At 30.7% G+C, this 15,662-nt stretch carries 11 protein-coding genes; 4 read left to right on the forward strand and 7 right to left on the reverse strand.

Annotated elements, in window-relative coordinates; all coding sequences use genetic code 11:
• Nucleotides 1–79: 79 nt before the first annotated feature.
• Complete coding sequence (locus IF125_RS13400) at nucleotides 80–2,848, reverse strand: TonB-dependent receptor plug domain-containing protein (protein WP_225542823.1); 2,769 nt, start codon at nucleotides 2,846–2,848, stop codon at nucleotides 80–82.
• A gap of 213 nt (nucleotides 2,849–3,061) precedes the next feature.
• A complete protein-coding gene (trmD, locus tag IF125_RS13405; protein ID WP_225542824.1) occupies nucleotides 3,062–3,736 on the reverse strand; it encodes a tRNA (guanosine(37)-N1)-methyltransferase TrmD in 675 nt (224 codons plus the stop codon).
• 159 nt (nucleotides 3,737–3,895) lie between these two features.
• On the opposite strand from trmD, the gene hemB reads away from it, so the two are divergent.
• Nucleotides 3,896–4,888 (forward strand): porphobilinogen synthase, encoded by a 993-nt coding sequence (gene hemB, locus IF125_RS13410; protein ID WP_225542825.1) that lies wholly within the window; start codon nucleotides 3,896–3,898, stop codon nucleotides 4,886–4,888.
• Nucleotides 4,889–5,010: 122 nt separating this feature from the next.
• Here the strand turns inward: hemB and IF125_RS13415 are convergent, their stop codons facing one another.
• Nucleotides 5,011–5,850, reverse strand: coding sequence for an aldo/keto reductase (locus tag IF125_RS13415; RefSeq protein ID WP_225542826.1), 840 nt, complete (start codon nucleotides 5,848–5,850; stop codon nucleotides 5,011–5,013).
• Between the two features lie 169 nt (nucleotides 5,851–6,019).
• Between IF125_RS13415 and IF125_RS13420 the strand changes: the two genes are divergently transcribed.
• A complete protein-coding gene (locus IF125_RS13420; protein WP_225542827.1) occupies nucleotides 6,020–6,322 on the forward strand; it encodes a hypothetical protein in 303 nt (100 codons plus the stop codon).
• A 56-nt stretch (nucleotides 6,323–6,378) separates the two neighbouring features.
• On the opposite strand, the gene IF125_RS13425 is transcribed toward IF125_RS13420, so the two are convergent.
• The gene (locus IF125_RS13425) at nucleotides 6,379–7,530 is read right to left on the reverse strand and encodes an FAD-dependent monooxygenase (RefSeq protein ID WP_225542828.1); all 1,152 of its coding nucleotides are present in this window, start codon (nucleotides 7,528–7,530) and stop codon (nucleotides 6,379–6,381) included.
• Between the two features lie 95 nt (nucleotides 7,531–7,625).
• On the reverse strand, nucleotides 7,626–9,008 hold the full coding sequence (locus IF125_RS13430; RefSeq protein WP_225542829.1) for a dipeptidase: 1,383 nt from the start codon (nucleotides 9,006–9,008) through the stop codon (nucleotides 7,626–7,628).
• 110 nt (nucleotides 9,009–9,118) lie between these two features.
• Between IF125_RS13430 and IF125_RS13435 the strand changes: the two genes are divergently transcribed.
• On the forward strand, nucleotides 9,119–9,433 hold the full coding sequence (locus IF125_RS13435; RefSeq protein ID WP_171622098.1) for a DUF4286 family protein: 315 nt from the start codon (nucleotides 9,119–9,121) through the stop codon (nucleotides 9,431–9,433).
• A 40-nt stretch (nucleotides 9,434–9,473) separates the two neighbouring features.
• Here IF125_RS13435 and hemL read toward each other — a convergent pair whose 3' ends face one another.
• Together hemL and IF125_RS13445 are read right to left on the reverse strand one after the other, a co-directional pair.
• Nucleotides 9,474–10,757: a glutamate-1-semialdehyde 2,1-aminomutase gene (gene hemL, locus IF125_RS13440; protein WP_171622099.1), complete on the reverse strand. Its 1,284-nt coding sequence runs from the start codon at nucleotides 10,755–10,757 to the stop codon at nucleotides 9,474–9,476.
• A gap of 62 nt (nucleotides 10,758–10,819) precedes the next feature.
• Nucleotides 10,820–14,266, reverse strand: a complete 3,447-nt coding sequence (locus tag IF125_RS13445; protein ID WP_225542830.1) for an AAA domain-containing protein — start codon at nucleotides 14,264–14,266, stop codon at nucleotides 10,820–10,822.
• 243 nt (nucleotides 14,267–14,509) lie between these two features.
• Between IF125_RS13445 and IF125_RS13450 the strand changes: the two genes are divergently transcribed.
• Complete coding sequence (locus IF125_RS13450) at nucleotides 14,510–15,547, forward strand: fatty acid desaturase (protein WP_225542831.1); 1,038 nt, start codon at nucleotides 14,510–14,512, stop codon at nucleotides 15,545–15,547.
• Nucleotides 15,548–15,662 lie beyond the last annotated feature (115 nt).

Here is a 15,662-nt window from a genome sequence, read left to right on the forward strand (position 1 = left end):
ATTTTGTCCAACTATAGCTTGTATCCTACTAAAGTGGGTGGATATTTTATGCCCTAAATTTATTTAGGACGCTATTGGTTTAAAAATTATAATTTATTTCCATTCCGAAATACGGAGACATTCCATTTCTCGGATTTACTTTTACACCATTAAATGTGTAAGGGTTATTGTAGTTGAATAATCGATTAACGAACATGGAAGCTCTGATCGATTTATAAATACTTTTAGTTACTTTCAAATTCATGTTGATGTTGTAACTCGTTTTCTGACTCATATAATCCGTTGCAGATGTATTTCTAACAAGCCATTGTTTATATAAATCTGATTTATCTTCTTCTAAAAAGGGATGAATGTTTCCTTGTAAATCCATGTAAGAAAATGGATTTGCTATTTTTCCCATTCTGTAATTATTCGTGAAAAGTGTTCCTTGTAACGATGCTGAAAATGTTAAATCTAACGAAGGGATATAAGTATCGATCATTAAATTGTAATTCATTTGTGAGTTTTTATAACCTTCGTCATTCGCATATATTCCGACATATGGAAAACCACCAGAATTTCCACCAACAGAAACTGAAGGAATTGCTCGAACCGGAACAGTATTGTAATATTTTGTTTTAAACCAGGCTCCACTTAATGTAAATCGCGTATTAATTGCTTTAATTCGTGGTGAATTGTACTGAAATTCGAATCCAGATTTTATTGTAGCACTTCCGTTTTCTGTTAAAGTATAAGATGAAAAAGTTTTAATATCTTGGTAAGGAACATTAGATAAATTTGGTCCATTAGGTCCCCAATTATTTGTGTCGATAGCAGTGATGTCGTATTTTTTGTATGAGTGAATATTGTAATAACCTACATTACGAAATCCGTTTTTCATGTTTTCTTTGTAATACGTTACTGATAACTGATGTTTGTTGTATTCAAAATCAATACGAACTTCTTTTTTGATATTTTTAGCAGCTGTTAAATCTTTATTGATTAATGAAGTAACATACGTCATGTAATTGATGTAACGATATTGTGGATCATTATGGTAATATGTGATTTGAGCATAATCTCTAAACTGATCTGCTGGATATAAATTTAGATTAGTTGGCTGTTTATAAAACTCACCATATCCAGTTGTTACATCAATGTTTAAGTGATTTTTCCCTATATTGATTTTTGGTAAACTATATTGAAAATTTACACGAGGTTCAACAAAAATTTTATTCGCGATTTTATATGAAGAATCAACACCTAATAATGTGCTTAAACGATAACCTGTATATAAATTAAATTGGTGTTGATTGATTTTATAATTCAATAAATTACCTCCATAAACTGATAAATTTTGAGTTCCAGGAATATCTTTAAAAGCTCTCGGTCTAGTATTCATCGATGTAGTAGGAGGTTGTGTAATATCATAAACATCACCATCACCGTAGTTTTTAGAGAATCGCCAATCTGTTCCTAAATCATATTCAAATTTTAGTTGACCAATTTTTTTATTTCCTTTAAATTCTAATTTTGTTTGTAAATCCAATGGTTTTCCATCAGTATAAGAATCTGAGATGAAACTTAATGCTGGATATATTCCTGTATTTTCACCAGCTTGTGTAGAGATAGAAATTGCTCTTGGACCTGTATATTGAACAAATTTTGTTTGTTCAATGCGATTAAATCCTTGTTGAATTGCAGTATTTAAAATGATTTTATTGAAAAATGATTCTTTTTTTAAATCAAAAATAAAATTATTAGCAAGTGCTATTTTTCTGTTATAAGATCTGTATTTATCAACCAAATCATAACCCGTGTCAGGATCTATTTTGGTTTGATCTAAAGTTCCTGTAAAATCTAAATTTGTTCGCCATTGTAATTTATTTTCTCCAATTTTGAAATCTGCTTTGGATCTAACAGAAGCTGTAATTCTCTGGTAATTACTTGTTTCATCACTTGGGTCAACTTTGGCATTTAAAATATCGAATGATGAATTGATAGACCAATTATCTTTTATTCTGAATCCTTTTCCAATGTAATATTGTTTGCTAAATCCATCAACTTTTAATCTTGCTTGAAGTGGAGTATTTCCAATTTTTCGTTCAATTTTGATTAATCCTGAAGTTAAATCTCCATAAGATGCATTTGGAATTCCTCGAATAATTTCCACTTTTTCGATGTCGTTAGTAGAAATGCTTCGCATATCAACCCCTGTTTGGTAGGTATTTCTTCCTTCTGGTGCGCTTAATAATAAACTAGAATCTAATGATTTTTGAAAATCTGAGTTTGAATTTATGATATTATCATCAACCATAAACTGAACTCCTAAAGAACTTGTACTGTAATTAGAAGGTCTTCCCGAATTTTCTCTCAATGCAACAACATTTGTTCCGATTAGATAAGGATCGGTTGATAATCCTCCAGGTAAAAGTTCCATTAAATCTGAAAAACTCGATGGTTGTAAATGCATCAAAGCTTGTCTATTGATTACGGATTTAGATGTTAATCCTTTATCTTCTTTTGCAGTGAATACAGCTTCTTCTAAATTAATCAACTTGGATTGTAAAAATATTGGTAATTTTTTATCACCATTAATTACTAAATTCTGAATGTATTCTTCTGTAGTATCGCTTAAGATTTTTAATTGATAATTTCCTAATGGTAAATTAACGCTTAGTTTTCCTTCGGTATTTGTTTGATATTTTAATTGAGGTGAAAATTCTATCTGTGCATTTCTTAATGAAATACTATCATTATCCATTACATGTAAATCTATTTGCGCGTTTTTAGTTTGCGCACAAACCTGATTAAATAAAGTATTTGATGTAAATAATAATGTAAAGTAGATGATATTTTTAGTCCTCATAGTTCTGTTTTGAGGGCGCAAATATGCTTAACAATATTTTAACAAGCAACTTATTTAGACTAAATATAATTAATAATGAGAAATATCATTTTATTTAGACTTATTTAAAATAATAAAAAAATCAACAGTTAAACTTTTGTAAAATAGAATTTTGTAATAAAAAAAAGCGTCTCAAATTTAATTTGAGACGCTTTAAAAATATCTTATTAATTCTTATTTTAATAAATCTGGACGACGTTCTTTAGTACGTTCTAATGCTTGTTCATGTAACCATTCCTCAATTTTAGGGAAATTACCAGACAATAATATTTCGGGAACTTTATGACCTTTATAATCTGCAGGACGCGTATAAATTGGCGGCGCTAATAAATCATCTTGAAAAGAATCTGAAAGAGCAGAAGTTTCGTCACCAATTACACCTGGTAATAAACGAATAATAGAATCGGCTAAAATAATCGCACCAAATTCTCCTCCAGAAAGTACGTAATCACCAATAGAAATTTCTCGCGTCACATACATATCACGAATGCGTTGATCGATTCCTTTGTAATGCCCACAAATCATCATCAAGTTACCTTTTAAAGATAAATCGTTGGCAATTGTTTGATTCAATGTTTCGCCATCTGGCGTTAAATAGATAATTTCATCATATTCACGTTCTTCTTTTAATTTAGAAATCATTTTATCTAATGGTTCACACATAATCACCATTCCAGATGTTCCACCATAAGGGTAATCATCTACGTGACGGTATCTACCTTTTCCAAATTCTCTCAAATCATGAACATGAATTTCGGCTAAACCTTTGTCTTGTGCACGTTTCATAATTGAGGCAGAAAATGGACTAACTAATAATTCGGGTAAAACAGTGATAATATCTATTCGCATTATGCAAAGATATTTGTTTAACTACGTTTGCGCAAGTTTAAAAGTCAAATTGATGATAAAAGAAACTCTGTTTTTTTATACATTTATAAATATAATTGATATTATTCATTGGATGAAATCGAATATAAACCTTTAAATTTGTGCTAAAATTTTATCAAAATGTTTATATATAACAGACATAGAAGACTTCGTAAAAATGAATCTATTCGTAGTATGATTCGTGAAAATCATTTATCTCCAAACGATTTTATTTTACCAATTTTTGTGGCTGAAGGTGAGGGTGTAAAAGAAGAAATTGAAGCTATGCCTGGTATCTATCGTCATTCAATTGATAATACAGTAAAGGAAGTAAAAGAAATTTGGGATTTAGGTATTAAATCTGTTAATATATATTGTAAAGTTAGTGACAACTTAAAAGATAACACAGGAAAAGAAGCTTGGAATCCTAATGGCTTAATGCAAAATACAATTAAAGCGATTAAAGATACAGTTCCTGAAATGATTGTAATGCCTGACGTTGCATTAGATCCATTTTCTATTTATGGACATGATGGAATCATTAAAAATGGTGAAGTTTTAAATGACGAAACAGTGGAAGCATTGGTTAAAATGACTTTATCTCATGCCGAAGCTGGTGCTGATTTTGTTGCGCCTTCTGATATGATGGATGGTCGAATAGGAGCTATGCGTATGGCTTTAGAAGAAAACGGTTTTCATAATGTTGGAATTATGACGTATGCTGCTAAATATGCTTCATCTTTTTATGGGCCTTTCCGTACAGCATTAGATTCTGCACCTGTAGAAGATCAAAGTATCCCTCAAGATAAAAAAACCTACCAAATGGATTTTCATAATTCTCAAGAAGCATTGCGCGAAGCAATTGCAGATGTAGAGGAAGGAGCTGATATTTTGATGGTAAAACCAGGTATGGCTTATTTGGATATCGTAAAAATGGTGAAAGATAATTTACAAGTTCCGGTATCTGTTTTTCAAGTTTCTGGTGAATATGCAATGATAAAAGCAGCAGCAGAAAAAGGTTGGATCGATCATGATAAAATTATGTTAGAAACCTTAACTTGTTTTAAAAGAGCAGGAGCAGACCTAATTTCAACTTATTTTGCAAAAGAAGCTGCAAGATTATTGAATGAATAATTTTTTGAGATTAATAATTTACAAAAAAAACAGATTAGATATTTTATAATCTGTTTTTTTTATGAATTGATTTTTTCTAAATAAAACACAAAATCATTGTTAAAATGGTTGAATTAAATAGATTAAAACTCAATCAAAGAAGGGTTCAATCCAGAAAAACCATCAGCAGGCATTTCATCAATTGCTTTAATATCTTCTGTACTCAATTTAAAATTATCGGAAGTCAAATTTGCTTCAATATTTTTTTCTGAAGAGGAACGAGGAAGTGGTAAAATTTCTTTTGCTAAACAATAATTAATACAAATTTGTCCAACCGAAACATTGTATTTATTGGCTAATGAAATGATCAATTCATTTTCTAAAATACGGCCAGATCCAAGCGGGCTCCATGCTTGTACCAATAAATCATTTTGTTTACAAAAATCGACTAATTCTGGCTGAGAATGCCCTGGATGAATTTCAATTTGATTGACCATTGGTTTGATTTTAGCAGTTTCAAACAAAGCTTCTAAATGGTTGATATTAAAATTACTTACACCAATCGCTTTTGCTTTTCCAGAAGTATAAATTTCTTCGAAAGCACGCCAAGTAGAAGCGTTTAACGCTGCCCAATTATCAGGAAATTGCGTTTCATTTGCAGGCCAATGAATCAAATACAAATCCAAATAATCTGTTTGTAAATCGGTCAAAGTTTGCTCAAATGCTGCCAATGCTTTTTCGTATCCACGCTCAGAATTCCAACATTTAGATGTAATAAATAGTTCTTTACGATCGATGTTTTGAGATTGTAAAACAACTCCTATTTCTTTTTCATTTTTGTAGATTGCAGCTGTGTCTATATGCGTATAACCCTTTTCTAATGCTATTTTTAGAGGTTCTGTTACTTTTTTACCTTCCAATAACCATGTTCCGAAACCAATTGCAGGTATATCAATTCCGTTTGATATTTTAAAATTTTTCATTTTTTTTGATTTAATACTATTTCAAATTTATCTCAATTTGATCGATTTCAATAAATAGAAGACGTTAATTCTTATGTTAAAACTCATTTTATGAATTCTTATTTTTAATTGTTTGTTTCTAAAATAGTTCTATATTTATTCACGAAAAGTAATGGAAAAAATAAATAAAATGACACAATTTACAGGAACGATTGAGGATTTTATGAATACACACGAAGAATTTATAAATACATTAATTCTTAAAAAAATCAACAAACAGGTAGAGATAAGTAATGATGTTGAAGTGGATATTCTGAATAATGAATTGATTCAACAAAAGTTAGATGATTTAAAAGAATATTTAGGCGATTTATTCGAAAATGAATTTGGTGATTGGGAAATCACAATGGATTTAGAATCATTTGAAACTGAATTTAATAAGCACTTTCAATTATCTAAAAAAGAATTGAAAGAAAATGTGCTGTTAAAGTAAATTAGAAATGTCATTCTGAAAAATTTCAATATACGAGTCGGAATGACATTTTTTAATTAAACCTTCATAAAGTCTTCTTCTAATAAGTCTTCCAAAGGACTTTGAGTAATAGATTGCGGTAAATTTCGAAAAGCAAAATTTCGAAGATTCATCAAAAATTTATTATCAACTTGAGCAATTTTTCCAGCCAAACGAGAAGTGTCAATGATATAATGTGTACGTTTTAATCGACGTAAATTGTAATGTTCAAAAGCCAACAAAACATCAGTATCTTTTTTGATTAATTCATCATATAATACACAAACATCTTCCACCGCCATGCATGCGCCCTGTCCCATGTTTGGTGTAGTGGCATGCGCGGCATCACCAATCAATAAAACACGATTAAACGCATAATTGTTAATTGGTTTAATATCCATTATAGGTGTTGTAATTACATTTTGTGACTTTGTTTTTTGTAAAGTATTTCTGATTTGTCCCGAATAATCTTTGAACTGATTTTTAATATCACTTAAAGTGTAATTGTAGATCTCGGAATTTAGTTTTGTATTGACACAAGCGTACCAATATATTTGATGATTGATAAGAGGAGTCAAACCAAATCGACCATTTGGCCCCCATGTTTCGATACTTTTCTTTGAGTTGTATGATTTATCTTCTACAATAGCACGCCAACAAATATAACCCGCATAACGAGGCGTTGAATGTTTTAATAATTGTTGACGAATTGTAGAATTTATCCCATCAGCAGCAATCAAATAATCGCCTTCTGTAGAAGTTCCATCTTCAAAATGAAGGACAACTTTTTCAAAACTTTGCTCAAAGAATTTGACTTTTTTAGAAGTTTTAATTTTATTAAAATCAATTTTTGAAACTAAAAAATGATGTAAATCGGCACGATGAATAGCAAAATTTTCGTTGTTATAGTTTTTTCTTAATCGTTCTGTATCTGCTTTCAAAATGGTTTTTTCTTTCCAATCCTGAATTTCAAAGTCATCTAACATATGCCCCAAAGGAGCAACTTCTTCAGCTAATCCAAGAATTTCGAAAGCTTTCATTGCATTAGAAGCTAATCCAAAACCAGCACCAATTCCACGAACTTCTGATGATGCTTCAAAAATTTCGTAATCATAATTTAAGTCTTGAAGAACTTTTGCTAAAGTTAATCCAGCTATACCAGCACCAGCAATTAAGAATTTTTTACCCATTGATTAAAATAAAGTTCAAAATTAATCATTCTACTATAAACCAAAAAGAAAAGCGAATCAAATTGATTCGCTTTTCAGAAGTTATTTAGTCGAAATTATTGTTCGTTAAAATATTTGTAGAAATATGGAATGGTTTCGATTCCTTTGTAGAAATTGAATAAACCATAATGTTCGTTAGGTGAGTGGATAACGTCAGAGTTTAATCCGAATCCCATTAACACAGATTTTGTACCTAATTCTTCCTCGAATAATGCGACAATTGGAATAGAACCTCCAGCTCTTTCAGCTAACGCTTCTTTTTCAAATGTTTCAGCTAATGCTTTTTTAGCAGCAATAAATCCTGGGTGATTAGTAGGTAAAATATAAGGTTTCCCTCCGTGATGTGGTTTTACTTTAACTTCTACTGAAGAAGGAGCTAAAGTAGGGAAATAATCAGCAAATTGTTTTGTAACAACTTCTGGATTTTGTCCTGGAACCAAACGCATAGATATTTTAGCATACGCATGAGAAGGAATTACAGTTTTTGCACCTTCACCTATATATCCACCCCAAATTCCATTCACATCTAAAGTTGGACGAATAGAAGCTCTTTCGATTGTAGAGAATCCTTCTTCACCTTGAATATCAGCAATACCAATTGATTTTTTGTAATCTTCGACGTTAAAAGGAATTTTAGCTAAATCAGCTCTTTCATCTTCTGTCAACTCAAGAATTGGTTCGTAAAAACCAGGAATAGTGATATGTCCTTTTTCATTGATTAATTTTCCAATCATTGTTGCTAAAACGTTAATTGGATTTGGAACAGCTCCACCATACACACCCGAGTGCATATCGCGATTAGCTCCTTTTACTTCAACTTCTACATATGACAATCCACGTAAACCTACAGAAATAGAAGGTTGATCGTTCGAAATCATAGAAGTGTCAGAAATTAAAATCACATCATTTTTTAATTTCTCTTTATTGTCTTTTACGAAATTTACCAATGAAGGAGAACCAACTTCTTCTTCACCTTCGATCATAAATTTAACGTTACAAGGTAATTCGTTTGATTTGTTTAAAGCTTCGAAAGCTTTAACATGCATAAACATTTGACCTTTATCATCTGCAGAACCACGGGCGAAAATTGCACCATCTGGATGAATTTCTGTCTTTTTGATTACTGGCTCGTATGGTCCAGATTCCCATAATTCTAAAGGATCAGCTGGTTGAACATCATAATGTCCGTAAACTAAAACAGTTGGTTTTGATGGATCAATAATTTTTTCACCATAAATAACTGGGAAACCTTCTGTTTCGCAAACTTCTACATTGTCAGCACCTGCTTGTTTCAAATATTTTGCAACCATTTCAGCTGCATCATTTACATCTTGTGTGTAGGCTGGATCAGCACTAACTGAAGGAATTTTAAGTAATTCTATTAATTCATCAAGAAAACGTTGTTTATTTTCTTGTATAAATTGTTGAGTATTGTTCATTTTTTTTTGTTATGAATAATAGGTAAATTTAACAATAAAATTTAGAGTAAACTTCTTTTTGATAAAAAATATAATTCTAAAACCTTTGTATCTTTGCAAAAATTTAGAAAATGATATTATATAATACAACGTTTATTGTAGAACAAGAAGTGCATGATGAATGGTTTGAGTGGGTGCAGAAAGAACACATCAATGACTATTTGAAATCGAATTGTTTTATTGGAGCTCGTTTAGGAAAAATAACTTCGCATATTGAGCCAGGAGCGACTTCTTATTCGTTGCAATTGTTTGTGAACGATGAATTGACTTTAGATCAATTTAAAAATAATTTTTTAGCTGAAATTCAACAAAAAAGCTTGCAAAAGTTTGCAACAAAAGTAATTAGCTTTGTCAGTGAAATGGAGCATATTGGTGATTATCAATAAATAAAAAATGCAGTAGAAAACCACTGCATTTTTTTTATTCTTATCCTTCGAAGCTTCTTACAGCGTCTAATGTTTTATTAATTTCAGCATCTTTAATTGCATCAGAAATAAACCAAGTTTCGTATCCAGAAGGAGCAATGTAAACTTCGTTCGTTAACAAATGATGGAAAAATTTGTTGAATCTTTCGTGGTTACATTTGGTCACATCTGTAAAGTTTTTAATTTCCGTTTGCTCTGTAAAGAAAACAGACATCATCGACCCTAAACGATTGATATGATTTGGAATTCCTTTTTCTGCAAAGATTTTAGAAATTTCAACATCTAAAGTTTCTGTAGCGTTATCAATTCTATTGAATAATGCTCTATCATTATTGATAATATTCAATGTTGTGATACCAGCACGCATAGCAATTGGATTTCCTGATAATGTTCCCGCTTGATAAACAGGGCCAAGAGGAGCAAGGTGATTCATGATTTCTCGACGAGCAGCAAAAGCACCAACAGGGAAACCACCGCCAATTACTTTACCAAATGTTACAATATCTGCATTGATGTTTAAACGTTCTTGAGAACCTCCCATCGCTTGACGGAAACCTGTCATTACTTCATCAAATATTAATAATGCGCCATTCTCATCACAAATTTGTCTCAATCCTTCTAAGAAACCTTTTTCTGGAACAATACATCCCATGTTTCCTGCAATTGGTTCTACAATAATAGCCGCTATTTCGCCTTTATTTTGTTCGAATAAAGCTTTTACATCTTCCAAATTATTGTATTCTGCCAACAATGTATCTTTTGCAGTTCCTTGCGTTACACCCGGAGAATTTGGATTTCCGAAAGTTGCAGCACCAGAACCAGCTTTAATCAAAAATGAATCTGAATGTCCATGGTAACAACCTTCAAATTTTACAATTTTATCACGATTTGTATAACCTCTTGCTAAACGAATTGCAGACATACAAGCTTCTGTACCAGAATTCACCATGCGAATCATGTCGATGTTTGGCACAACAGAAGTGATTAATTTTGCAATTTCAGTTTCCAATTCAGTTGGTGTACCAAAAGAAAAACCATTTTTCATTTGCTCAACTGTCGCATTCAAAACTCGTGGATCTGTATGTCCAATAATCATCGGACCCCAAGAGTTGATGTAATCTACGTAAGCACGTCCGTCTTCATCATAAATATAAGCTCCTTCAGCTTTTTTGATGAAAATAGGCGTTCCTCCAACAGATTTAAATGCACGAACAGGAGAATTTACACCTCCCGGAATATATTCTTGCGCGTCTTTGAATAATGCGCTACTTCTTTGATACAACATAATTTTACAAAAATAGTTGCACAAATTTACTGAATCTTAAATGAATTAAGAAGTGATTTTAATTAGATTGTCAGTTTATGAGTAGATTTATTTTCTAAATAATCAATTAACGTTTTAATGAGTTGATTTTCTTTCAAAATGGTTTGATTTCCAATCAAAAATAATTGCTCTTTTGCACGAGTTAAGGCAACATTTAGTTTTCGATCTACATTTCCTTGATCATTCATATTCACCAATGCATTCAATTGCGAATGATACGTTACAGCAAAACTATACAAAATAATATCGCGCTGACTTCCTTGATAACGTTCAACAGTATCCACCGTAATTTGCTCGTAATCTGGAATATTTGCCAATTCTAATTTTTGTTTTATTAGCGCAATTTGATTACGGAAAGGCGCAATAATTCCGATTGTTTTCTTTGGATCAAATTCTTTTTGATTGATTTCGTATAAATGAATAATTTCTTGCACAAATTTGACAATCAAATCAGCTTCTTGCACATTTGTTGATGGTAAATATGGATTTTCGTCAACATTGATAAACGCAAAACGGTTATTGATTATAAATTGATGTAAGTTATTTGATTCATCATGGTGTTCGAATTGTAAATCTGCACGTTGACGATTTAAACTTTGCTTAATCTCATCATTCAAATTTGGAATATCAAAAGCAACATTTAGTTTTCCTTCATAAAAATAATTGTTCGGAAAATCAGCAATTTCTGCGTGCATTCGACCTTGAAAGGTTAGTTGATCAAACGCATTTTCGTAATTGTTTCGTTCACAAAACTCATATAATCGTTCAAAAATGGAGTTTTTACGATTGATTAAGCCAATATTTTCCAACAACTCGTTATTCGTCATTGCTAATTCAGGATTTTGTAAAACGATTGCTGGTAATTGTTTGTGATCGCCAATCATAATAAAACGCTCTGCTTTTGGGAGAATTCCAACAATTTGAGGTTCTAAAATCTGTGAAGCTTCATCAATGATAATTGTGTCAAATTTCTTTAACTTCAGTAGTTCAGTTTTACTTGAAATTGAAGCAACAGTCGAAACGAAAATACGTTGTTTTTGAACGATATCTTGAATTGTTTTTCTCGAAAATTTTTCTCCTTTATGTTCTAATTCAGTATCTTTTTGCTCGATAATTTTATTCAATAAATTTGGATGAAATTCTGGCGAAGTAGATAGTTCATTCCCTATTCGAATAAACTTTTGTTCAATTTGATCAGAAATAGCCGAATTGATCGATTCGCATAATTCATCAACTGCACGATTGGTGTATGCCAAAAGCAAAATATTACAATTTTGGTTGTCATAGATTTCTTTTACCAATTCTTTGATGATAATCGATGTTTTTCCTGTTCCTGGAGGTCCATTCAACAAGAAATAATCCTTTGCAGAAAGTGCTTTTTTCAGAATTCGATTTTGTTCATCGGACAGATTTGCATTAAAATAATCATAATCCATATTATTTCTTGGAACAGATTGTGTTAAAATTAAATCTTTTTTAACTTTAGAAGAATGAATTAATCCATATAAATTTCGATACATCGAAACAAAAGAAGAGTCCATAAAATCTCTCTCTAAAGCCCATTTTCCTGAAGAATCAAACGAATCAAAAAAGTGTGTATTGGGTTGCTGATAGCGGAAACGTAACACAATAAATTCGCGCGAAATACTTTTGATTGTACATTTAAAAACCTGATTTGTTAAAACAGAATCTTTCGATTCATTTCTTGGATAAAGAATACAGATATCACCTTCGCGAATCGAAATAAAATCGTTTGCTGGATTTGTTCGTTTTAATTTAATTTCTCGTTTTGGATCAGAAATATAATTCTCAACGATTTCTAAATCATAAATAATTTCAAAATTATTGTTTTTTTCTTCGAAAGAATTTAACCACAAACTCGCCAAACCGTTGTTAGAAGTTGATTGTCCTAAGCCAAGTTTTGCCATGTATTGCTCTTTTGCAATAAAGTTGGTAAACGAATAAAAATACGCTTTTTCTAACGGCGAACTATTTTTTATGGGATAGAGAAATTTATCCAATTGTTCTTCTAAAATTTCTTTGAAACGAGGATGAATTTTTCGTTTGATGAAATTAGCAGGTTTAATTGAATAGACAATTGATTCTATTTCTGTTAACGTATGATTTGCTAATCGGTTTTCGTTGATGATGATTCTATTTCGTAAATCAAAAATTCGTTGAACCCGTGCTAAAGTCGGCACATCAAAGCGTAAATTTCCTTGATAAACTTTTGAATAGAATATATAACCTTCAGTATTTTTCGTGACATCTTTAAACTCTAAATCATACAAAACACCAATGATCTGATAATACAAAAACAACTGCGTTGCATGATTTGGTTTGACACTTTTTCCATCATCCGGAAAAGGCGCACCACCAGATTTTAGTTCTATAATCTTATTTTTTCCTTCAGGATTAATGTCCAACAAATCCAAACGCCCTTGAATACCATATTGTTCGCACAAAAATGAAGGTTCTATTAAGGCGCGATCTAATGAAATATCATAAGTAGGAAAATCTTCTGCCAATACTTTTTGAATACGATTAAAATGACCTTTCGCTTCCTCGTAATATTCTTTGAGATGATCAGGATTTGTTAAATCACTACAAGCGGTATATTCCAACGGATAATTCTTAAAATCATTTTTAAAAATCTCATTGAAATCAGTTTTTTCCATATTCTCAGTCGAAAAATGATCGACTACTGCATTGGCAAAATTTCCTAATCGTATATGTTTGTTATTAGGTGCTTCTTCGTATTTCTTCTGAATATAATGCAACTCTGATATTCCGTAATCTTGAAAACACTCGGCAATTGCGGAAATATCAACCAAATAATCTGGTTCGAGAATGATAAAGCGTGGGTGATAAATTCCTTCTTCATCAATTGTCGAATTCACTAAATTTAATTGTGCACCAACCCAAAAATTTTCAACAGAAGTAAAGTGTTCATTTACGCCATCTTCATCAATTTGAACCGTAATATTTTCTTCAGTTTCATTATCTTCATGATCACAAATCAAACAATCGCGTTTTATTTCTATGATTTGAACACGTAGTTTTTTAATTCTATTTCGTGTCAGAATCTTATTGGTATAAAATTCTTTTTCAGGAAAATAATAGATAATTTCCGAAGGAATCATTACTTCATATATCGCAGAAATGAATTCTGCAACATATTTATAATGTGTGAAATATTCGTGTTCAGTCGGTTCGTATTTCTCGCTCAAAATTCGTTGAGCTGTTTTTCGGAACGAATGAATTTTAGTAGAAACTTGGAATTGATTACAGATAAACGAAAGTTTTGAGAAAAAGTTAGAAAACTGTAAAGCTTCATTTTTAGTTAATTCAAAGGCAAGATTTTCAACCAAACGCTTTAAATCTAAATATTTAGAATTGATTGGTTTATTGGCAAGCTGAATATTTAAAATTTCATTTAAAAGTTGATTTCCTATTTCTTCTCGATTCATGGCGATTAATTTGAAGCAAATTTAAGGATAATTATATCATTTTTTTGATTTGAAATAGTTCTACAAATCTATTATGATTGTAAGTAAAATATCTGTTTAATATCGTGTATTTGAATTATATTTCTATTAATTCTTACATTAACATAATAAATTAAAATAAACAATATGATATATTTCGCCATAACTATCCAATTTATGCGTTAGGTATTAAGTATATTTGTAGATATTGTTTAAAATTAAATGATGAGTCATCAAGAACATACCAGTAAGATTAGACGAGAAATTGCTGCATCTTATCGAGAACTAAAAGAGGATTATCCAATACTTAAAAAACAGAATACCATCGGATTACTAATATTTACATTCGCTGTAGTTGTTAGTCTTTTTATGGGATATTTATGGTATATTAATGTTATTCCAGCATGGGTTTTAATTCTTGTGAATGCATTCTTATTTGGTGTTTTACACGAATTAGAGCATGATTTGATTCATTTTATGTATTTCAAAAACAATAAATTTGTACATAATTTTATGTTAGCATGGATTTGGATTTTGAGACCTTTAACACTTAATCCATGGTTTCGTAGAACCTTACATTTTCATCACCATAGATTTTCAGGAACATTACACGATGTGGAAGAAAGAGGGGTGACGAATGGTGAAAAATGGTCTTTAAAACGTTTATTTTTTACACCTGATTTAGTTTTAGGAAATCTTTTTCGTGTTAAAGTTTTATTTTCTGATATAAAATCTGAAGTTGATAAAGGAAACCTAAAATTTGAAACGGCTAATAAATTAAAATTATATGGAATTTTTGGATTAATTCCGCTGACTATACTATCTCATGTTATTTTATATTTCTTTTCGATTGATTTAGTTTTAGATTTTCTTGCTACTAAGTTTAATACAAATTTTGTATTTCCTGAAGTGATAAAATCAACGTTGAATTGGTTAAGTCCATTTATTTATATTGTTTTATTACCTAATTTATTACGCCAATTTTGTTTGCATTTTATAACTTCAAACCTTCATTATTTTGGTGATGTAGAAAAAGGGAATGTAATTGAACAAACACAAATTTTAAATGTTTGGTGGACATATCCTTTCCAAGTGTTTTGTTTTTTCTTTGGCTGGACACATGCTATTCATCATTTTGTTGTGAATGAAACTTTTTATGTTCGACATATTACTCGAAAAAGAGCACATAAAATAATGAAAGAAAATGGTGTTCGTTTCAATGATTTAGGAACGTTTAAAAGAGCGAATCGTTTTCATTATTAAATATTATAACTTACAAAAACTAAAAAAATCCGTCATGTTGACTGTATGTTGTCAAAATAAATGAGACACCTCTTTCTAAAAATTAAGAGAGTGTTTGGTTTATAAATTTATTATT

The organism is Empedobacter stercoris, from assembly GCF_020281205.1.
GTDB lineage: Bacteria > Bacteroidota > Bacteroidia > Flavobacteriales > Weeksellaceae > Empedobacter > Empedobacter stercoris.